This window comes from Bacillus sp. 166amftsu, from assembly GCF_900107445.1.
Classification (GTDB): domain Bacteria; phylum Bacillota; class Bacilli; order Bacillales; family Bacillaceae_G; genus Bacillus_A; species Bacillus_A arachidis.
On sequence record NZ_FNQA01000001.1, the window covers coordinates 836,553 to 857,429 of the forward strand.

Consider the following 20,877-nt stretch of genomic DNA (forward strand, 5'->3'; position numbering starts at 1 on the left):
TCCTTCCAGTTATAAAGATGGAACGGATGCTGTCCACACTCGTTTTTGTTCCGGCTCTTCTATATGTTTCGCAGTCTCTTCTTGTACCTCTAAATCAAAAATCTTTGCAAATAAAGCAAGCTTTTCTGCAGCCTCTTCTTCAGTAGCCAACTCTTTTGCTACTAAAATTGGATCTTTCAACATTTGGTTAATAATACTTTTTGTATGCTTACTAATCACTTTTCTCTCACGATCACTAAGCGTTGGAATTTTTCTTTCAAGACTTTGCATCGTCTCACTTTGAATTGCTAGTGCTTTATCACGAAGAGCTGATATTAACGGAACAACACCAAGTGTATTTAACCATGCCTTAAATATAACGATTTCCTCTTCAATCATAAGTTGAATTTTTTCCGCCTCTTTTAAACGCTCAGCACGATTCGCTTCTACTACACCTTGCAGGTCATCAATATCGTATAAGAACGAACCTTCTAACTCATCAATTGCGGGATCAATATCACGAGGTACTGCAATATCAACCATAAATAGTGGACGACCTGAGCGCATACGCTCCACCCGTGTCATCATTTCTTTCGTGATTACATAGTCAGACGCCCCAGTTGAACTAATTAAAATGTCCGCTTCCAATAATGCACACTGCAATTCACTTAACGGCTTCGCATGTCCCATATACTTCTCGGCCATTGTTTCCGCTTTCGTAAGTGTGCGGTTCATTACCGTTACCTTATGAGCCCCGCTTCCGTATAAATTTTGTAGTGCAAGTTCACCCATTTTTCCAGCACCAAGAATTAGCACGTGACAATCTGTTAAATCACCAAAAATTTTCTTTCCAAGCTCAACAGCTGCATAACTAACAGACATTGCACTTTCACCAATTGTTGTTTCTGAATGAGCGCGCTTTGCTAATGTAATGACTTGTTTAAACAATTCATTAAAAACTGTCCCTGTTGCTTTTACCTCTTGTGCCTCTAAGAAGCTATTTCGAATTTGACCTAAAATTTGCGTTTCACCAACTACCATAGAATCTAATCCGCACGTTACACGGAATAAATGTTCAATCGCACCATCTTGTTCAAAAATAGACAAGTATGGTGAAATTTCTTCTATCTCAAGCTGAAACCAATCAGCTAAAAATTTCTTAATGTAATATCGTCCCGTGTGTAATTGATCGACGACAGCATAGATTTCTGTGCGGTTACACGTTGATACAATGACGTTTTCTAACACGCTCTTTTGATTTTGTAATGTTGTCATTGCCTGCTCTAACTCTGCTGCCTGAAATGTTAGTTTCTCACGAAATTCTACAGGGGCTGTTCGATAATTTACACCAACAACAAGAATATGCACGCAGCATGTCCCCCTTCAACCTTTTTATCACTTTATCTACTATCATAATACAACTTTCCTGTTATGAATCTGACAATCGTGTGAACATCGACAAATTATTTTTCGGATTTTCACATCTAGTAAGAAATACGTTACTCAGCTAACTATATAAATACAAATTGAAAAACCGACATAAAAACCTAACCTTTAGGTGGGTGAGAGCATCCGGCCATGCATAGAAGTAATCAGAACCTCTTTCTAATACCAAGTAAAAACAAAAGAGCAAGTAAGTAAAGATCATCTTTTGCTCTTTATAGTAGCAACTTATATGTTGGAAAATCAAAATGTATGTACATCTTACTTTATAATCATTATAAAATAACAACTCTATTTGTACGTTACCAAAAAAATTTGTCAGAATCAAGTGATGGAAACTATTCCATAGGAAATAGAAAAACTATCTTTGTTTATCTTCTTTCATCATACAGAAAAATATGTATGATTGTTCCAAAATGTAACAAATTATTTCATATTGCACACGACGTATGCCCATATTCAAAAGCAACTAGAGGAAATTTTGAAATCACATTAAACGTACTGTAAGAGGATGTCCAAAAAGTCCGGTAAAGATAGCTTTCGCATTTCTTCGCACTCTATATCTTCCCTTTTGAACCTGTACTATAAGTAAACAAAAAAACGTGCGACAAATCGTCACACGTTTTTTGTTTTTGTAAATTTATGAATTGCTTTCCACGCCTCTTCTTTTCCAAGTCCTGTTTCTGAAGAAAATAGAACGACTTCATCGCCAGCCTCGACATCAAGAGTTTCCTTTACAACTTTCAAATGCTTTTGCCATTTCCCTTTCGGAATTTTATCAGCTTTCGTTGCGATAATAATCGTTGGGATTTCATAATGCTTTAAGAAATCATACATCATGACATCATCGTTTGTTGGCGGATGACGTAAATCAACTACTAATACAGCCGCATCTAATTGCTCACGCGTTGTAAAGTATGTTTCGATCATTTTACCCCATGCCGCTCGCTCTGATTTCGATACTTTCGCATATCCATAACCAGGCACATCAACAAAGTGCATCATTTCATTAATTAAGAAAAAGTTAAGTGTTTGCGTTTTTCCTGGTTTAGAAGAAATACGTACTAACTTTTTACGATTTAAAATTTTATTAATGAAGGAAGACTTCCCAACATTAGAACGACCTGCTAATGCAATTTCCGGTAAGTCGCTATCTGGATATTGTTCTGGTTTAACAGCACTAATGACAATATCTGCTTTTGTTACTTTCATTGTTTCACTCCTACTAATGCATGCTCCAATACTTCATCTAAATGAGACACAAGCACAAACGTAAGGTTTTCTTTTACGCTTTCTGGAATATCATCTAAATCTTTTTCATTTTCGGCTGGCAAAATAATTTTTGTTAAGCCCGCGCGGTGAGCACTTAATGTTTTTTCTTTCAAACCACCAATTGGTAATACACGACCACGTAGCGTAATTTCTCCGGTCATCCCTACTTCCTTACTTACAGGTACACCTGTTAGTGCAGAAATTAGAGCTGTTGCCATCGTAATACCTGCTGATGGACCATCCTTCGGAACTGCTCCTTCTGGAACGTGAATATGGATGTCATTCTTTTCGTGGAAATCTGGATCAATATGAAGTTCTTCTGCACGAGAGCGAATATAACTAAATGCAGCCTGTGCGGATTCTTTCATAACATCCCCAAGTTTCCCTGTTAAAATTAATTTCCCTTTTCCTGGTGAAACAGATACTTCAATTGCCAATGTATCACCGCCAGCGGCTGTATACGCTAAACCAGTTGCCATTCCAACTTGGTCTTTCGTTTCAGCTTGCCCATAACGGAATATATGTTTCCCAAGTAAGTCTGTAATATTTTTTTCCGTTACAACAATACGTTTACGCTCTTCTGTAACAATGATTTTTGCCGCTTTACGACAAACCTTTGCAATTTGACGCTCTAGCGTACGAACACCCGCTTCACGTGTATAATAACGAATAATTTCAAGAAGTGCTTCATCACGAATTTGTAAATTTCCTTTTCGCAAACCGTGTTCTGTTAATTGCTTCGGTAATAAATGTTCACGAGCAATATGCACCTTTTCAATCTCTGTATAACCAGCAATCGAAATAATTTCCATACGATCAAGAAGCGGGCCTGGAATGCTCGCAAGTGTATTTGCCGTTGCAACAAACATTACTTTAGATAAGTCATAAGGCTCTTCAATATAATGATCGCTAAAGTTGTGGTTTTGTTCTGGATCTAATACTTCAAGTAACGCAGCGGATGGATCACCACGGAAATCATTGGACATCTTATCAATCTCATCTAATAAAAAGACTGGATTGATTGTTTTCGCTTTCTTCATCCCTTGAATAATACGGCCCGGCATTGCTCCAACGTATGTACGACGGTGACCACGAATTTCAGATTCGTCACGAACACCACCAAGAGAGACACGGACAAAATTACGATTTAACGATGTTGCAATAGAACGTGCTAAAGATGTTTTTCCAACACCTGGAGGGCCAACTAAGCAAAGAATTGGTCCTTTTAAAGAATTGGTTAGCTTTTGAACAGCTAAATACTCTAGCACACGCTCTTTCACCTTCTCAAGACCGTAATGATCTCTATTTAAAATTGTTTCAGAATGTGCTAAGTCAATCATATCTTCTGTTGCTTCTGTCCACGGAAGTGCTAATAACCAATCTAGATAATTGCGAATAACACCGCTCTCTGCAGAACTTGCTGGTAACTTTTCATAACGATCTAATTCTTTTAAAGCGGCTTTTTTCGTCTCTTCCGGCATTCCTGCCTCTTCGATTTTTTCACGAAGTTCTTCTACTTCGCCACCTTTACCTTCTTTATCACCAAGCTCGGTTTGAATTGCCTTCATTTGTTCACGCAAGAAATATTCTTTTTGCGTACGCTCCATTGAACGTTTCACTTTTTGTCCAATTTTCTTTTCTAAACTAAGTAGTTCTTGTTCATCTTGAATAATGGAAATAAGTGTATGTAATCTTTCTTTTACTGATATAATTTCTAAAATATCTTGCTTTTGCTTTGTCTTAATTGGTAAATGAGAAGAAATTAAATCAGCTAAGCGACCTGGTTCTTCCACATCTGCTACTGTTGCAAATGTTTCATTCGATATTTTTTTCGAAACTTTAATATATTGCTCGAAATGTTCTAGCAACGTGCGCATAAGAGCTTTTTCCTCTAGAGTGCCCTCTTCTTCTTCTGTTACTGTTTGAATCGAAACTTTTACTACATCTTCTTCTTCAATAAATTCTACTATTTCTGCTCTATGTAAACCTTCTACAAGGACACGAAGCGTACCGTTTGGCAACTTTAACATCTGCTTTACTTTCGCTACTGTACCCACACTATATATGTCATCTTCTTTTGGATCATCGATATTCATTTCTTTTTGCATTGCTAAAAAGATGATATTTTCATCCATTGCTGCCTGCTCTAGTGCTTGTATCGATTTATCACGTCCTACATCAAGATGCAGAACCATCGTTGGATATACGAGAACGCCTCTTAATGGTAGGAGGGGCACAATTCTTTCGTTCGTATTCATACTAGACATAGCACCTCCATAATAAATTAAACTCCTGTTCAACTATTTTATATTACAATACACCTTGATGCAATTACAGAGATTCCTTGCAATTGCAAATCTCCTGTTTTTCCTTTCCATAAAAGAAAAAAGGGACCTCGCTTAAGCATACAAACTTAAACGAAGTCTGGCAAATATTATATGTTCTATTTCGCATTTATCCAAAAAGAAATCACTTCTTAGAATCCTATTTCATTTTACATCGATTGCACATCACCTTCATCTAGCTTGCGATGCACATCGATTTCACGATGTAATTTTTCCTGAACGAATGTTAACGCAAAAACTTCTGTTAGTTTTCGAACAGGAATAATCTCAATACCCTTTATCGTATATAGAAATGGCTGCATGTTTTCAGCAGGAATGATAACTTTTTTTGCTCCTGCCTTTTTCGCTGCTTTCACTTTTGCATATACGCCGCCTACTGGTTTGACTTCTCCATGAATGCTTATTTCTCCAGTCATCGCTATTTCATTATTCACATACAATTGATGAAGCGCTGAATATACCCCTGTTGCCATTGCAATTCCTGCCGACGGCCCATCAATTGGAACACCACCAGGGAAATTAATATGTATATCGTACCCTTCTGGTAACAAGTCGAGAGAACGAAGAACTGTTAAAACATTGTCAACTGAGCCTTTCGCCATACTTTTACGACGAATTGATTTCGTTTGATTACCAATGCTTTCTTCTTCCACAATTCCTGTAACATTTATCGTACCTTTGTCCGTAGCTGGAATTGCCGTTACTTCGATTTCTAATAGTGCCCCTGTATTCGGTCCATATACTGCAAGACCATTTACAAGACCAATCTTCGGAATTGGATAAATATGCTTTTCATATTTCGGAGTAAGCTGACTAGAATGAACGACCCATTCAATATCCTCATCTTTAATAAATGAGCGTCCCTCATTTATTGCCATCCCTGCAGAAATTTGTACAAGATTAATGGCCTCTCTTCCATTTCTTGCATACATTCCGATCAGTTCAATACCTTGCTCTCCAATTTCCATCTTTACTTTTTCAGCCGCATTCTTTGCTACTTTTTGAATTTCTTCCGTATCAAGTTCACGGAAGAAAACCTCTAAACAACGAGAACGAATGGCAGGAGGAATGTCTTCCGGAGAACGAGTCGTTGCTCCAACTAAGCGAAAATCTGCTGGTAATCCTTTTTGAAAAATATCATGTATGTATGTTGGAATCATTGAATTTTCTTCACTATAGTATGCACTTTCCAAAAACACTTTGCGATCTTCCAATACTTTTAACATTTTATTCATCTGGATTGGATGCAATTCACCAATTTCGTCAATAAATAAAATGCCGCCATGCGCATCTGTTACAGCACCTTTTTTCGGCTGAGGAATTCCCGCTTGTCCCATTGCACCTGCACCTTGATAAATGGGATCATGCACTGATCCTATTAACGGATCAGCAATGCCACGTTCATCAAATCGAGCGGTTGTTGCATCCAGTTCAATAAATGTTGCATTCATACGGAATGGAGATTTTTGGTTTTTCTTTGCTTCTTCTAACACCAGACGTGCTGCCGCTGTTTTTCCGACTCCAGGAGGTCCATATATAATGACATGTTGTGGGTTTGGTCCACAAAGTGCTGCCTTTAATGATTTAATCCCATCCTCTTGCCCAACAATATCTAAAAAAGACGTAGGACGTACTTTTTCAGCAAGCGGTTCTGTCAAAGAAATCTCGCGCATCTTGCGAAGTTGTTCTAATTCTTTTTTCGATTCTCGATCAATTGAAACTTTTTGTGTTCGCTGGTTTTTGAGCAAATGCCAAAAATACAATCCGACAATTACACCAAAAACAAGTTGAACAAGTAAGAATATATTTGTCCAGCTCATAATTCATTTCCTCCCGCTATGTTTTACCATTTAGTATTTCCTGGGAGGAAAGGTGCTAAACATAATAAGAAACAGCAATTATAAAAATTGCTGTTTCTCTTTTTCACTATGCAGATGTCTTTGTATCAAGTACAGTACCGTCTTGTAACACCAATTTTGGCGGTGCATTGTCCACTACTGTTTCTTTTGTAAGAATACACTTCTCGATATCTTTACGAGATGGAAGCTCGAACATTACATCTAGCATTAAGCCTTCAATAATAGAGCGAAGTCCACGGGCACCTGTTTTACGTTCAATTGCTTTTTTCGCAATTTCAATCAGTGCTCCTTCTTCAAATTCCAACTCAACATCGTCAAGCTCCAATAATTTTTGGAACTGTTTTACAAGCGCATTTTTCGGTTTTGTTAAAATATCAACAAGAGCACCTTCATCAAGTGGTTCTAGGTTCGCAATAACTGGCAGACGACCAATAAATTCTGGAATTAAACCAAAGCGTAAAAGGTCTTCTGGTAATACGTGAGATAAAACATGCTTTTCATTTACATCAGCATTTTTCTTCTCTGAACCAAATCCAATTACTTTTTCACCAAGGCGACGTTTAATAATTGGCTCAATGCCATCAAACGCACCACCACAAATGAATAAGATATTCGTTGTATCAATTTGAATAAACTCTTGATGCGGATGTTTACGGCCACCTTGAGGCGGTACACTTGCTACAGTACCTTCTAAAATTTTCAGAAGTGCCTGCTGTACCCCTTCACCAGATACATCACGTGTAATTGATGGATTTTCTGACTTACGTGCCACTTTATCAATCTCATCAATATAAATGATTCCTTTTTCCGCTTTCTCCACATCGTAATCAGCTGCTTGGATAAGTTTTAGTAAAATGTTTTCTACATCTTCACCTACATATCCAGCTTCTGTTAGAGATGTTGCATCTGCGATTGCAAATGGAACATTTAAAATACGCGCTAACGTTTGAGCTAGTAATGTTTTACCACTACCCGTTGGCCCGATAAGGGCGATATTACTCTTCGCTAATTCTACATCATCAATTTTGCTGTTAGAATTGATGCGTTTGTAATGATTATATACCGCTACCGCTAATGCTTTCTTCGCATTATCTTGTCCGATGACATACTCATCTAAGATTTCACGAATCTCTACCGGTTTCGGTACATCTTTGAATTCTACTTCTTCGTCCTTCGCAAGCTCCTCTTGCACAATCTCTGTACAAAGCTCAATACATTCATCACAAATGTAAACACCTGGACCAGCAACAAGCTTTCGGACTTGCGTTTGTGTTTTACCACAGAAAGAACATTTTAATTGTCCTTTTTCATCATTAAATTTAAACATATTTTCACACCCCTTACAAAGTGCTAATCTCTTGCCCTCGTATGTACACGATAAATGTATCGTATGTAAATACATATTATGTCACTACGTGGCGAGAAATACAAATAATATGACTAGTTATGTACAAATAAAAATTTTTTAAAACTTTTGAAATATGTATATTCGACTTTAGAAGGATCATTTCCTTCTTCATCGAAAAGTTTTGTAAATATATTTATAGCTATATTTACAAAACAAGGCACGATCAAAAAATCGCGCCTTGTTATTTTATTATGCAGCTTTGCTGTTGTCTACTAAGAAGTCTACAGCTTTACGAACTTTAAGGTCTTCAGATAAAGCATCTAAGCTTCCAAGAGCTTGTGTGATAGCGTCAACTGGCATGTTGTACATTGCAGCCATTTTTTCAACTTCTGCAGTTACTTCTTCTTCAGTAACTTCGATTTTTTCAGCTTCAATGATAGCTTCAAGAACAAGGTTGATTCTTACACGTTTTTGTGCATCTTCTTTCATTTGCTCTTTTAACTTGTCAGCATCAGTACCTGTGAATTGGTAGTAAAGCTCAAGGTTCATACCTTGTTGGCTTAAGCGTTGCTCGAATTCACGAACCATACGATCTAACTCAGTTTCAATCATAGCTTCTGGAATTTCGATTTCAGCGTTAGCAGCAGCTTTTTCTACTACTTCGTCACGAACTTTGTGCTCAGCTTCGTGCTTTTTGCCTTCTTCTAAGTTTGTGCGAAGTTTTGCTTTTAACTCATCAAGAGTTGCAACTTCTTCGTCTGCATCTTTAGCGAACTCATCATTTAAAGCAGGAAGTTCTTTTGCTTTAATTTCATGAACTGTTACTTTAAATGTTGCTGGTTTACCAGCAAGTTCTTCTGCATGGTACTCTTCTGGGAATGATACTTCAACGTCTTTTGACTCGCCAGCTTTTAGACCAATTAATTGCTCTTCAAAACCAGGGATGAATGTACCAGAACCGATTGCTAGAGAGTAGTTCTCGCCTTTTCCGCCTTCGAATGCTTCGCCATCAACGAAACCTTCAAAGTCGATTACAGCTGTATCGCCGTTTTCAGCAGTACCTTCTTCTTTAACAACAAGCTCAGCTTGACGCTCTTGTAAAGATTTTAATTCGTTCTCTACATCTTCGTCAGTTACAGTTGTTTCAACTTTTTCTACTGCTAGTCCTTTGTATTCACCTAATTTTACTTCAGGTTTAACAGTAACTTTTGCAGTGAAGATTAAGTTTTCATTTTTCTCGAACTTCTCGATGTCGATTTCAGGATGAGCAACTGGGAAGATACCAGTTTCATCGATTGCTTCACCGTATGCTTTTGGTAAGATAATATCTAAAGCATCTTGGTATAAAGATTCCACACCAAAGCGTTGTTCGAATAACGGACGAGGCATTTTTCCTTTACGGAAACCAGGTACGTTAATTGTTTTTACTACTTTTTTGAACGCAGCGTCGATAGAGTTGTTTACTTCTTTAGCATCAACTTCAATTGTTAAAACGCCAACGTTACCTTCTAATTTTTCCCATTTTGCAGCCATTTATTCTTTCCCTCCAACTATAATAATGTATGCACATACCTCTACAGATTGAGTTTCCTATTATTTCTTTTTTAGAAACAACAAAAAGCATGAAAGCCAATTTATTCAGGCTTTCTAATCTTCTAGCAATAAGCCTTAAGACATGCGAGATCTCAATCTATTATTTGTCTATAAGACAAACACGGTATATTTTGTTCGAGAATAATATGAAACATATTAAGTAAGAGAATTGCACTCCTCTTCTCTTACAAACAGGCAGAACTCTGCCTTTTGCAACCCTTACATTATAACATAGAATATTCTCGTTTCAATAACTGAACGATTCTTTTTCATAATTATACGGGTAAATGCCCTTCCCTCTCCACGCGTAAAAACCATTGATAAGCAATATGAAACTCTTCAACAGTAATATTATACGCTGCCATAAGGGCCTCTTCATCGATGATCAATCCGAAACGTTTTCTCCCGATCCGCTCTAGAACAGCTGCCCACACTTCGTGCTTATCCATTAGTAATGGAAACGGGAAAATACTAGTTTGCATCTCTCTCCAATATGTAATAATTGCCTCAAATATATCTGGATGATCATTTTCTAATCGATTAGATAATATATGTATAACCCGCTTCGAACACTCATCATTATGACCCAAATGAGCTGGGATAACCATTATTTTTTCGCCAAATTTCTCTACTTCTATTTCTTCTTCTATACGCTTTTCCACCATTTTGTATATAATAGAAGTTTTTAAATACGGATGTCGCGTGCTATCAATAAGAAATTTCTGTAAAGCTGGCAAAGCTTTTTCGAGGTTCTTAATTGAAAGAGCATTAATTACCTGCAATTGCTGCCCAAAACTTTCCACAAATAGATTCTCCGAAAATTCTTCCAGATCAAAATCGGATTCTATCAGTGTTGTTTCATCGCCGTTTAGCATACTTTCCGCAAACTGGGCAAGCTGTGCTAATTTCTCTCTTTGCTCTACGGTCAATTCTTTCTTCTGCAAAACTTCTTCAACAGTTTCAATTACACCTACATAATCATTTGTTTGAACTAAAATTGTCACGTATGTTTCAAGAATATCCCCAAACAAAACTGTTCCTGTTTCAAGCAACTTCTCACATCGCTCTTTTGAATCTTCCATTCGCTTTAATTCTAATAAACAAATAACCGAAGCTAATTCTGTTTGTTCTGTTTCTCCATTATACTGACGTAATATTTCAAAACAGCGCAATGCATCCTCGAACTTCCGCTCCCGCAGCGCCATAAACCCTTGGTCAATATAACGCTCTGACAACTGTGGAAACAATACGACCGTATTTTCTTTTTTATCCATACGTCCGCCTCTTTTTTTAGATTTTAAATCTCTTCAAAGTAAATATAACAAATGACTGTTAAGAAAACAACTTTCCAAACATATTTGTTTGAAATATAAAAATATTTAACTTTTATGATTAAAATAAAAAATTTACACTAGAAAATCTTTATTATATAAAAAAACCTCAGCAAATGACGCAGAGGATTTTCGCATTAATGGAAAGCTTTTATAATTGTAGGATATAAGAAAAGAGTAATCATTTGGAGAACAATAATTGTAACAACAATCATACTAAAAAAGAAGATCGGCTTACTTTGTTTCATAAGAAACATAATAATAAGCATAATGCAGATAAGTACACACATAAAAAATAAACTTGTAGTAGAACTCAGTATTCCGCTAGGAACAAATAACAATAGTATAACACTACAGATACCTATAATTCCGAATAACCATTCCATTCATCTACCCTTTCCCTCTCATAACCATTCTCTCTATGCCATTAAATGTTTTACAACATCAATTACATCTGTTAACTTCTCATATGCAACAAACCCAAAAGCTACCGTTAAAGCTGTTACAATTAATCCTTTCATGTTTTCTTCCTCCTCGTTTCATCTTTGTTACCTCTATTATAAAGAACTGACCAATTGTTACCATCGAACTTCCTTACACTTACCTTACAGAATTGTAAGATTACAAAATAAAACTTAAACGCTCCTCTTTCAATCATGTTAAAATAATTTCATGCAATTCAGAATTCAAAAACTGAAGGGGATGATACCTATGTTCAAAAAAGTAGCTGCTGATGTTCTCGGATTAAGCGATGTAGGTTCTGTGATTACACCGAAAGATTACGATAAAGTCGATGCCGACGATTATGTTATGCATGAAGATGGTGAAAAGATTTATTTTCTCATTAAATCAAAATCAGATGAGTATTGTTTTACAAACAAAGGGTTAATTCACTTAGATGGCACGAGTGCAACGAGTAAAAAACGCACACTACGACGCTTTAGCTATAGCAAATATCAAATTAGAAATGTAACGTTAGAAACTGCTGGTACCATTGATTTAGATGTAGAAATTAAATTTCATATGGGAGATGAATATTACTCAATTGATGTTCATAAAAAGCACATCGAAGAGCTTAAAGACTTATATAAAGCACTTCACAAAATCGAGGAAATTTCCTATGAAAATGATATTACATTACAATACGCTCAAAAAAGCTTAGACATGGCTTCGAACACATTTAGCCGTATTACAAACGCCCAACTTAATTTAGCAGAGCAATTTAAAGAAATGAATCAAATTGCCTTCAACTGGCTTGTTGACACGAAAAAACAATATAACGTGAAAGATTATGGGTTTGTGTTTGAAAAATTTATTAACAACTAATTGGAAAACAAATAAAAGCGAAGAAGCCGTCCTAAAAGGTCGTTGAATATAGAAAATGAAAATAATCTACCATAAACGAGACGAAACGGACTTTATAGTCATAAACTGGAAAAACTATAGAGGTATAAAAACATGGACAATAAACTTCACGAACTCAATAAACAAAAAAAACCACTATTCGTCACTGTGTATGACCAATTATATAAATTAATTATGGATGGAACATTTCCTTTAGACAGTCAACTTCCAACAGAACCTGAATTGGCTAAAATCTTTGGTGTAAGCAGAATGACATTAAGACACGCGTTAGCACTTTTACAGGAAGATGGATTGGTTAAAAATATCCATGGAAAAGGAAATTTCATTACAAAATTTCATCATAATGAAAGTAGCGATGGCTTGGAGAAGTTGGGGAATCCCTTATATAAATGCTATGCAGAAAAAATAGATGCTATCGAACTTAATTTCCGAATTGACCTAGTAACGGACTATGCAATGCAAGTATTAAATCAAGAGATGACCGCGGTGGTTGCATTGGAACGATGGTATAAAAATCACGATAAGATAGTAGCATTTGCTTTCACCATGATGCCAATAGAAGCCGTTTCAAAATTAAACCTTGACTTACATAACGAGAAGCAAGTATTGGAAATGTTGGAGGAGAAAGTATATGAACTTGCTAATTCCTCTACCATTGAAATTAAACGTTCTAATTCCGCCAATACCCCATCATTAAAATATCAAATTTTCCACGGGGAGGAATTTGATTTAATTTTAGAAAGTGTATATATCAGCGATAAATACCCTGTGGTTTATAATAAATACTATATACCAATAGAATTCAGTCAAATTAGGATTAAAACATCTAAATAACCGAATGAATAATTCATCATCTCTTATAAAGTTCTATATTTAATTTGGAAGCGATGTATTTCATACGAAATACATCGCTTTTTTTGTAACAAAAAAGACAAATTCCAAAAGAAAGATAGGTTGTGAACAAAGAAAAGGTATGATATCCTTTTCATTGTTCAGATGCGTACAAGTTTTTAGACAACTAGATAATATTGTATATTCAACAGAGTTATCATGCACAATCATGAAAGCGTAATCACTGAGTGAAATATTTTTTGGTTGTTCATGAAAACGTTTCCTTATTAACTTCGTAAAAAGGACAGGTATCCTTTTCATTATTAAGACGCATACAAGTTTTTAGATAAACAGACAATATTATATAGTTCAAAAAATTATTATGCATCATCATGAAAACACAATCAAAAAGAAAGATGCTTTTGGTTGTTTATGAGAACGTTTCCTTTTAAGCATCATAAGAAGAAACGAACAAAAATGGGTACAACTGTGCACAAGGAACCCCCGCATATGAAACAAATGGTTTAGAAATTACTGAAACCATCTTTTTACAAAAGAATTAATTGGTAGTTAAAGGCCAAACAATCATGACCCAGGAAGACCATTCCCTAAATAACAAGAAGAGAGGAATATAACTATGTCTACAATAAGTGCAGATGTAAGCACGAAAAAAACGCAGGAATTTAGCGCTAAAAAAGCAGTACCTTTTACCTTACTGTTATTTCTATTATGTTTAGTAATTGACAATTCATTTAAGATTATTTCTGTTGATATGGCAAAGGATTTTCACATTTCAGCGACAACCGTTAGCTGGCAGGCAACATTAGCTGGTCTTGTGATTGGAATTGGGGCAGTCGTTTACGCTGCTTTAGCGGATTCTGTTAGTTTTAGAAAACTTTTTACTGTTGGGATCATTTTAATCTGCGTTGGTTCCGCTATGGGATATATTTTGCAACACTCGTTTATACTAGTTGTTATCTCACGTATTATCCAAACTGCCGGTTTAGCATCAGCTGAAACGTTATATGTAATATTTGTTACAAAGCATTTACCTGCAGATGAACAAAAGAAATTTTTAGGATTAAGTACAAGTAGTTTTGCTCTTTCACAGCTTATCGGGGCATTAACTGGAGGTTATGTTTCAACATACTTCCACTGGACAACTCTATTTTTAATTTCTTTAGTAACACTTTTCACTCTTCCTTTTATTTTAAAATATCTTCCTAAGGAGGAAGCGACAAACAGTCATGTAGATGTATTAGGATTATTTCTAGTAGGAACGATTTCAGCATCCCTACTACTATATATTACCGATTTCAATTGGATGTACCTTCTCTTGTTTATTGTTGCAATTGCCTTGTTCCTTACTTATATCAGCAAGAACTCAAAGGCTTTTATCGGTATATCCTTCTTTCAAAATAAACAGTTTATCTCATTGCTTGGCGTTGCTTTTATCATTTACTCTGTACAGTTAGCATATATTTTCTTATTTCCATTCTTGCTTGAAAAGATGTATGGTTTGAAGCTAGATACCATTTCACTATTATTGATTCCTGGCTATATAGCAGCTACGATAGTCGGGGCTCTTTCTGGAAAAATTGCGAAGGTTATGGGAAGCAAGCAATGTATTACAATCGCTATGGTTAGCATTATGATCAGCTTGCTATTAGGCGGATTCTTTATAAAAACTTCTGTTATTGTATTCGTAATATCTATGGTTCTTTTCTCTAGTTCATTTGCATTCATGTATGCACCATTACTTGATTCTTGCATTTGTACGATTGAAAAAGAAAAAACAGGAACAGCAATCGGATTTTATAATTTAACACTTAATGTCGCTATGTCAATCGGAATTGCCTATACAGCCGCAATGATGGACCATTCTGCATTGAGAAAAAATTTCCTAGGGATTATAAATAATTCGGATGCTTCCATGTTTAGTAATATCCTATTTATCCTCGTACTCATTACCCTTTTCAGTTTATCTCTGTACTGGGTATTAGTGGGCCGAAAAGCGACAAAATAGATTTATAATAACCTTAAAATAATTATTTCATGTGAGAACCCTAAGACCAAAATTTTAGGGTTCTTTTTTATTAAATAAAATCTCAAAACACTTCTTTTTTTAGTCGCAAAAAAACTCCCTAAATTATATTTAGGAAGTTGATTTCTTCAAAGGTAGAATCGTTTTATTATTACCTAAAAACACAAAACCGTTAAGTCCATAATGAACTTAACGGTTTTAAAAGACGTCCCAGGAGAGATTCGAACTCCCGACCCGTCAATTACCTACGATATATAAACGATTCTTTCATCGTTTGCTGAACGTTCATTTGGGCGGTCAACTGACCGTTTTTGTTAATTAATATTATACGCTATATAGTAGTTCTATGTCAATGTTGAATGCCTTTTTGTTCTATCAATTCCCTAGCGAAATTTCTGACGCATTTAGATGAATCCCTTATCCACGGAATAAAAAATAATCGTCTTAAAATGCGAATCTCGGCGTACCTTTCCGCACTATTTTATATATTTTGATCGCAGTCTTAATATATCTTTCTCTTCGCGAATACCTGCCGATCCCTTCCTCACATTTTTTACGACAGTCCAATTCGGGTTAGTTTCATCGCCGATATTCTGTACTGTAAAGTTGCCGTCACCATATTTTCGGTTACCTTCTGCCAATTTCTCCGTTAAATCATTCTCATTTGATCTCGCCATCTTTGCGCCATCTCCCTTTTTTATACAACCTTCTTAAACTGTCCAACCAATCACACGTCCAGTCAATTGGAGATTCTCGTTTTCCGCTTCTATTAATTATAACACACTGTCGGGGATAAGTTCCGATAATAGCTGCTTAATCGCACTAGAAACGTTATTTTCTTCGAATGTGAATGAGCCGACGGCAGTTACGCTAAACGATGCGATTCCTTGCCGCTGCATTTTGTTTGTATGTGATTTATCTAACGTTTGTTTTACGGCTCTAGCTCTATCGTATTTATCTTCATAGCATCACTTGCAAATCGGCTTAAATCCCCCACGCCCATTTCGATAATAGCTATCTAGCGGGAACTTTTCTGCGCAGGATTTACATTGCTTTACTTCGATTTCCTTACCGTCTATCTCGATAAATTCCGTCACGGTATATTCGCCAGTTGTGCGTGCCTTTACGTTACATGGCTTGCATCGTGATTGCAGCCCGTCGGATGATTTCGCCTCTTTGTGGAAACCGCCCGCAGTTGATTTCATCTTTCTACAGTATGTACATTGCTTCATTTTTTTCTTTGTCATTTTAGTTCTCCCTCTCTATCTTCATAAATAGATGAATAAAAAGTACGAAGCTATTAAGCCACGCCAAAAATCGCCATATCTTCGTCACATCCTCTTCGAGCTTCATAAGCAGTCATACCGCCGTCAACACTTAATACTTTCGTTTCTAAATCAACGTGTTTATGTTCTAATTGCGCCAATGTGCCGACACGTATTCCTGTCTGATACATAAGTAAGATAGCGGTAGCATCTCGTAAATCTAAAAATCGTGTTAAATCGAGTACCGATAACAAGATATTAATTTCACGGTCTGTAGCACCTTCTTTAACAGGCGTATCCACCTTTATCTTCACATTGCGCCAAAAGTTAATATCAATCCACCCGTTATCGTGGCAACGTCCTAGAAATGCCTTTAGACACTTCAAACGAGTTAATTTCGTTTGATTACTAACGTTCATAGACGATAACCACTCGTAAATATGATTAACGTTTAATTCTTCTAAGTATTGCGTATCTGTTATCTTCGTAAAGTGATTAACGTGTAAATAGTAGTCATTTATCGTACGCTCACGTAAGCCTGTTGCCTTTATTTGACGTACAACTATTTCGAGTGCTTTGTCGATTGTTAAATTAAATGTATAACGACCCTCTGCGGTCTTTCTTTTCCGCGGATCACTTTTCAATCTATCACTAAAAACATTCGTTAAGTCTTCGCTAATTCTTAAAGAATCACGTCTTTTGGACATAAAAAAATAAGCCTCCTAACTCGTTAGCGACCGCACATTGTACGATTCAACTTACGAATTAGAAGGCTTATATATTGCGGATTTTGACGTCACCGCAAAGGTTTTTTTAGCGTCCCAGGAGAGATTCGAACTCCCGACCGACGGCTTAGAAGGCCGTTGCTCTATCCTGCTGAGCTACTGGGACATGGAGCGGGTGAAGAGAATCGAACTCTCGACCAGAGCTTGGAAGGCTCTTGTTTTACCACTAAACTACACCCGCATATTTTGTTTTTATTTTTACTTGATATCTTATCGACAAGGTTTATTATATTTGCACACAGGGATAAAGTCAATACTTTTTTTCAAAGAGGATAATTTTTCTTATCCTCTTTGAAAAGTTTTATGTGCAACAACTTTTCCATTTAATGTTTCAAATCGAATTTCAATGTTATTTTCATTTACTTCTAACAAAGTAAATGTTTTTTCTTTACGGGAACGCGGCAATACAATGCTTCCAGGATTGATAAATAAAATATCATCAATAAATTCCGCACCTAACATATGTGAATGTCCAAAGCATACTATATCCGCTTCCACTTCTTTCGCACGATACAGAAGTGTTTGCACAGTCATTTTAACATTATACCGATGACCATGTGTGACCAAAAAGCGCATTCCATCTACATCAATAATAATTTCTTCTTCAAAACCATTATAGAAATCGCAATTTCCTTTTACTACTTGGAATCCTTGCAAATCCTGGTGATCCGATGTTAGTTCTGAATCACCACAATGAATCATAACATCTACATTTCCCTCATATGTTTCTTTTAATTGCTGTAATTCTTTCGTAGAACCGTGACTATCGCTTACAATTAAAGCTCTCATCGGTCTCTCTCCCTCACTCTTCTTCTAAAAACCACGCTGGAATTTTCTCCTCTAACTTACGAAGAGCACGCCCGCGGTGACTGATTTCATTTTTCTCATCTGAAGTTAGCTCGGCCATCGCTTTTTTATATTCTTCTACATAAAAGATTGGGTCATATCCGAAACCATTTTCACCACGAGGTTGATTTAAAATCTTTCCTTCACATGTACCATTTACAATAACCGGGTTCTTATTCTCTTCTGGAAAAGCAACCGCTAACGCGCAATAAAAACGCGCTGTACAGTTTTCCGCCGGAGTACCCTCTAATTCTGTTAAAACTTTATCAATATTCGCTTGATCATCTTTTGGTTCACCTGCATAACGAGCAGATCGGACGCCAGGTTTTCCATTTAACGCATCGATAATAAGTCCAGAATCATCTGCAATGACAATTGAATTTAACTGCTTACATAAACTATCCGCTTTCAAAATTGCATTTTCTTCAAATGTTTCACCAGTTTCTTCGACTTCTTCGATGTGAGGAAAGTCATGAAGAGATTTTACTTCTAAATCAAATCTCTCAAATAACTCGGCAAATTCACGTACTTTCCCCATGTTTTTCGTTGCTACAACAACTTGTTTCATTTGTCCACCTCTATTCTATGTAAGATACGATGTCGCCTAATGCTTCTTTTTGTTTTTCAACGAGTTGTAAAATCCCGTTTTCTGCTGCATCAAGTAATTCATTTAATTCCGCACGGCTAAATGTCGCTTCTTCTCCAGTTCCTTGTACTTCAACAAACTGACCTTTTCCTGTCATAATGACGTTCATATCAACATCAGCTTTAGAATCTTCGGCATAGTTTAAATCTAAGACTACACCCTGGCCTTCAACAATTCCTACAGATGTTGCAGCTAAATAGTCTTTTACTGGAATTTTAGATACTTTCTCTGCTTGTAATAACTTTTCAAATGCTAATACCATCGCAACATAAGCACCCGTAATAGACGCAGTTCTTGTTCCGCCATCTGCTTGAATTACATCACAGTCAATCCAAACTGTTCTTTCCCCAAGTGCTTCCAAATCAACAACCGCACGTAATGCTCGTCCAATTAAACGTTGAATTTCCATTGTGCGACCAGTTACTTTCCCTTTACTAGACTCACGAATTGTACGTTGTTCTGTTGCACGCGGAATCATCGCGTATTCCGCCGTTACCCATCCTTTTCCTTCGCCTCTCATAAATGGCGGTACACGTTCTTCAATCGTTGCCGAACAAATCACCTTCGTATCTCCAACTTCAATGAGTACAGATCCTTCTGGATGCTTTAAATAATTTGTATGAAGATGTATACGGCGTAGTTCTGCCGCTTGTCTACCATCTACTCGCATAAAATAACCCCCTAGTAACTGCTACCTGTTAGTATAGCCCATTTTCAAATTCTGATATGTATAACAATAAGAAGAGGAACTCAAAAAGAAATTCCCCTTTCTTATATAAGTATATCAAATTATTTATGATTAAAAACTACCTGTATTCACGTTTTGCGGACGATTAACAGGTTTTGTTAGTTTCTCACCTTTCTCAGTAACAAGATTTGCTTTTCCATTTACTTCGACAGAAACATTTTTTACATCCTGCTTTTCTGTCAAAGATAAAACGAGCGATTGCAGTACATAATTTGAAATCACACTTTTCCCTTTATTAGCATATATATTTTCATTGAAATTCAATGTAACTTTTCCATCCTGCAATTTCGGTTCACTAACGAGCTTTACATCAGCATTAAAATCATTAAGTAAAGATGAACCCGATGGCCCTTTTACAAGCTCATTCACAACTGTTGCAATCTCATTTCCCTTTCCTTCTGCCACGCGGCGTGTTACCGGCACGTAATACTGTTTTTTATTATTTTGCGCCAAGAAATAAAGTGTAACTGACTTCGTATTCGTAACATCTGCCACTTGCTCATCATCAAAGTTAATACCATCAGCACGGCTCACACTTTCCCCAAGCGGTGTACCTCCGACAGGCATCTTTGCTAATTTTTCACCATTAATTTGAAATTTGACTTGCTTAATGTTCTTAAATTGCGTCAATGTCCATGCTACAGATTCAATAATTTGGCGCTCTTCTTCCTTTTTATAGCTTTTCATTTCTTTTGAGAAATCAACAACCGCCGTGCCATCTTTCTTCACATCAACTGACAAAGTTGTATTCGCTGGAAGAACAGCTCGAAATCCATTTGGAAGCAGATTTGTTACCGGCCCATCCTTCACAAGATATTCTAATGTTTGTTTCACAACTTCATTTTCTTTCGGAACAGGCATTGCTATTGTTTGCGGTACAACATATCCATTTTTATCAACAAGGTATAACTCTCTTTGTATCGTTTGTCCCTGCTTTTCTTTCTTTGCACTGTCTTTCTTCTCACCATCTGTATACGTGACTTTTTTCGGCGGATCAATTTGCTCTGTTTCTTTCTCCTGATTTAACAAACCGCAACCCGTTAGTAAAACAGCGCTTACCGTAACACAAACAAGCCATTTAAAAGTGGATTTAGGCATACCATTTCCCCCTAAAATCTAAGTTTGTACTATTATGTATACGATCTTTTTATCATTTTAGAACAAGCAATGACAACCT

At 36.4% G+C, this 20,877-nt stretch carries 16 protein-coding genes, 2 tRNA genes and 2 pseudogenes; 3 read left to right on the forward strand and 17 right to left on the reverse strand.

Annotation, left to right across the window (positions count from 1 at the left end; all coding sequences use genetic code 11):
- Positions 1-9: 9 nt before the first annotated feature.
- From hemA to BLV40_RS04740, 8 genes are all read right to left on the reverse strand, one after another.
- Entirely contained in the window at positions 10-1,347 is a 1,338-nt protein-coding gene (gene hemA, locus BLV40_RS04700; RefSeq protein ID WP_026593533.1) for a glutamyl-tRNA reductase, read from the reverse strand.
- Positions 1,348-2,037: 690 nt separating this feature from the next.
- Positions 2,038-2,634, reverse strand: a complete 597-nt coding sequence (gene ysxC / locus BLV40_RS04710) for a ribosome biogenesis GTP-binding protein YsxC (RefSeq protein ID WP_026593534.1) — start codon at positions 2,632-2,634, stop codon at positions 2,038-2,040.
- Positions 2,631-4,961 (reverse strand): endopeptidase La, encoded by a 2,331-nt coding sequence (gene lon / locus BLV40_RS04715; protein ID WP_026593535.1) that lies wholly within the window; start codon positions 4,959-4,961, stop codon positions 2,631-2,633. The genes ysxC and lon overlap by 4 nt, the downstream gene beginning before the upstream one ends.
- A 227-nt stretch (positions 4,962-5,188) precedes the next feature.
- Positions 5,189-6,859 carry an ATP-dependent protease LonB gene (gene lonB / locus BLV40_RS04720; protein ID WP_026593536.1) on the reverse strand — a complete coding sequence of 557 codons (1,671 nt, stop codon included), beginning with the start codon at positions 6,857-6,859 and terminating at the stop codon, positions 5,189-5,191.
- Positions 6,860-6,965: 106 nt separating this feature from the next.
- Positions 6,966-8,225, reverse strand: coding sequence for an ATP-dependent protease ATP-binding subunit ClpX (clpX, locus tag BLV40_RS04725; RefSeq protein ID WP_026593537.1), 1,260 nt, complete (start codon positions 8,223-8,225; stop codon positions 6,966-6,968).
- Positions 8,226-8,495: 270 nt separating this feature from the next.
- Positions 8,496-9,779: a trigger factor gene (gene tig / locus BLV40_RS04730; protein WP_026593538.1), complete on the reverse strand. Its 1,284-nt coding sequence runs from the start codon at positions 9,777-9,779 to the stop codon at positions 8,496-8,498.
- Positions 9,780-10,114: 335 nt separating this feature from the next.
- Positions 10,115-11,113, reverse strand: a complete 999-nt coding sequence (locus tag BLV40_RS04735) for a hypothetical protein (RefSeq protein ID WP_026593539.1) — start codon at positions 11,111-11,113, stop codon at positions 10,115-10,117.
- A gap of 194 nt (positions 11,114-11,307) precedes the next feature.
- Complete coding sequence (locus BLV40_RS04740) at positions 11,308-11,556, reverse strand: hypothetical protein (protein ID WP_026593540.1); 249 nt, start codon at positions 11,554-11,556, stop codon at positions 11,308-11,310.
- Positions 11,557-11,881: 325 nt separating this feature from the next.
- Here BLV40_RS04740 and BLV40_RS04750 point away from each other — a divergent pair, with 325 nt between their 5' ends.
- The 3 genes from BLV40_RS04750 (at position 11,882) to BLV40_RS04760 (ending at position 15,392) form a co-directional block, all read left to right on the forward strand.
- Positions 11,882-12,496: a PH domain-containing protein gene (locus tag BLV40_RS04750; protein WP_026593541.1), complete on the forward strand. Its 615-nt coding sequence runs from the start codon at positions 11,882-11,884 to the stop codon at positions 12,494-12,496.
- A 132-nt stretch (positions 12,497-12,628) separates the two neighbouring features.
- Positions 12,629-13,369: a GntR family transcriptional regulator gene (locus tag BLV40_RS04755; RefSeq protein WP_026593542.1), complete on the forward strand. Its 741-nt coding sequence runs from the start codon at positions 12,629-12,631 to the stop codon at positions 13,367-13,369.
- A 634-nt stretch (positions 13,370-14,003) separates the two neighbouring features.
- A complete protein-coding gene (locus BLV40_RS04760) occupies positions 14,004-15,392 on the forward strand; it encodes an MFS transporter (protein WP_026593543.1) in 1,389 nt (462 codons plus the stop codon).
- 494 nt (positions 15,393-15,886) lie between these two features.
- Here BLV40_RS04760 and BLV40_RS04765 read toward each other — a convergent pair whose 3' ends face one another.
- The 9 genes and pseudogenes from BLV40_RS04765 to BLV40_RS04810 all read right to left on the reverse strand — a co-directional run bounded on the left by BLV40_RS04765 (position 15,887) and on the right by BLV40_RS04810 (position 20,798).
- Positions 15,887-16,087, reverse strand: a complete 201-nt coding sequence (locus BLV40_RS04765; RefSeq protein WP_090687702.1) for an SPX domain-containing protein — start codon at positions 16,085-16,087, stop codon at positions 15,887-15,889.
- 33 nt (positions 16,088-16,120) lie between these two features.
- Positions 16,121-16,657 (reverse strand): annotated as a pseudogene (locus BLV40_RS29730) (hypothetical protein).
- Positions 16,658-16,770: 113 nt separating this feature from the next.
- A pseudogene (locus tag BLV40_RS04780) lies at positions 16,771-17,382 on the reverse strand (phage integrase SAM-like domain-containing protein); the annotation flags it as partial.
- A 110-nt stretch (positions 17,383-17,492) separates the two neighbouring features.
- A tRNA-Arg gene (locus BLV40_RS04785) sits at positions 17,493-17,566 on the reverse strand.
- Position 17,567: 1 nt separating this feature from the next.
- A tRNA-Gly gene (locus BLV40_RS04790) sits at positions 17,568-17,641 on the reverse strand.
- A 101-nt stretch (positions 17,642-17,742) separates the two neighbouring features.
- A complete protein-coding gene (locus tag BLV40_RS04795) occupies positions 17,743-18,249 on the reverse strand; it encodes a metallophosphoesterase (protein ID WP_090687707.1) in 507 nt (168 codons plus the stop codon).
- A 13-nt stretch (positions 18,250-18,262) separates the two neighbouring features.
- On the reverse strand, positions 18,263-18,874 hold the full coding sequence (locus BLV40_RS04800) for an XTP/dITP diphosphatase (RefSeq protein WP_026593545.1): 612 nt from the start codon (positions 18,872-18,874) through the stop codon (positions 18,263-18,265).
- A 10-nt stretch (positions 18,875-18,884) separates the two neighbouring features.
- Positions 18,885-19,622, reverse strand: a complete 738-nt coding sequence (gene rph / locus BLV40_RS04805; protein ID WP_026593546.1) for a ribonuclease PH — start codon at positions 19,620-19,622, stop codon at positions 18,885-18,887.
- A 129-nt stretch (positions 19,623-19,751) separates the two neighbouring features.
- Positions 19,752-20,798, reverse strand: coding sequence for a GerMN domain-containing protein (locus tag BLV40_RS04810; RefSeq protein ID WP_026593547.1), 1,047 nt, complete (start codon positions 20,796-20,798; stop codon positions 19,752-19,754).
- Positions 20,799-20,877: the final 79 nt, after the last annotated feature.

Coding starts and splice junctions, on each gene's coding strand:
- BLV40_RS04755 (WP_026593542.1), top strand. CDS start 12,629: ATGGACAATAAACTTCACGAACTCAATAAACAAAAAAAACCACTATTC.
- BLV40_RS04740 (WP_026593540.1), bottom strand. CDS start 11,556: ATGGAATGGTTATTCGGAATTATAGGTATCTGTAGTGTTATACTATTG.
- BLV40_RS04750 (WP_026593541.1), top strand. CDS start 11,882: ATGTTCAAAAAAGTAGCTGCTGATGTTCTCGGATTAAGCGATGTAGGT.
- rph (WP_026593546.1), bottom strand. CDS start 19,622: ATGCGAGTAGATGGTAGACAAGCGGCAGAACTACGCCGTATACATCTT.
- BLV40_RS04800 (WP_026593545.1), bottom strand. CDS start 18,874: ATGAAACAAGTTGTTGTAGCAACGAAAAACATGGGGAAAGTACGTGAA.
- BLV40_RS04760 (WP_026593543.1), top strand. CDS start 14,004: ATGTCTACAATAAGTGCAGATGTAAGCACGAAAAAAACGCAGGAATTT.
- ysxC (WP_026593534.1), bottom strand. CDS start 2,634: ATGAAAGTAACAAAAGCAGATATTGTCATTAGTGCTGTTAAACCAGAA.
- clpX (WP_026593537.1), bottom strand. CDS start 8,225: ATGTTTAAATTTAATGATGAAAAAGGACAATTAAAATGTTCTTTCTGT.
- lonB (WP_026593536.1), bottom strand. CDS start 6,859: ATGAGCTGGACAAATATATTCTTACTTGTTCAACTTGTTTTTGGTGTA.
- BLV40_RS04735 (WP_026593539.1), bottom strand. CDS start 11,113: ATGGATAAAAAAGAAAATACGGTCGTATTGTTTCCACAGTTGTCAGAG.
- BLV40_RS04795 (WP_090687707.1), bottom strand. CDS start 18,249: ATGAGAGCTTTAATTGTAAGCGATAGTCACGGTTCTACGAAAGAATTA.
- BLV40_RS04765 (WP_090687702.1), bottom strand. CDS start 16,087: ATGGCGAGATCAAATGAGAATGATTTAACGGAGAAATTGGCAGAAGGT.
- BLV40_RS04810 (WP_026593547.1), bottom strand. CDS start 20,798: ATGCCTAAATCCACTTTTAAATGGCTTGTTTGTGTTACGGTAAGCGCT.
- lon (WP_026593535.1), bottom strand. CDS start 4,961: ATGTCTAGTATGAATACGAACGAAAGAATTGTGCCCCTCCTACCATTA.
- tig (WP_026593538.1), bottom strand. CDS start 9,779: ATGGCTGCAAAATGGGAAAAATTAGAAGGTAACGTTGGCGTTTTAACA.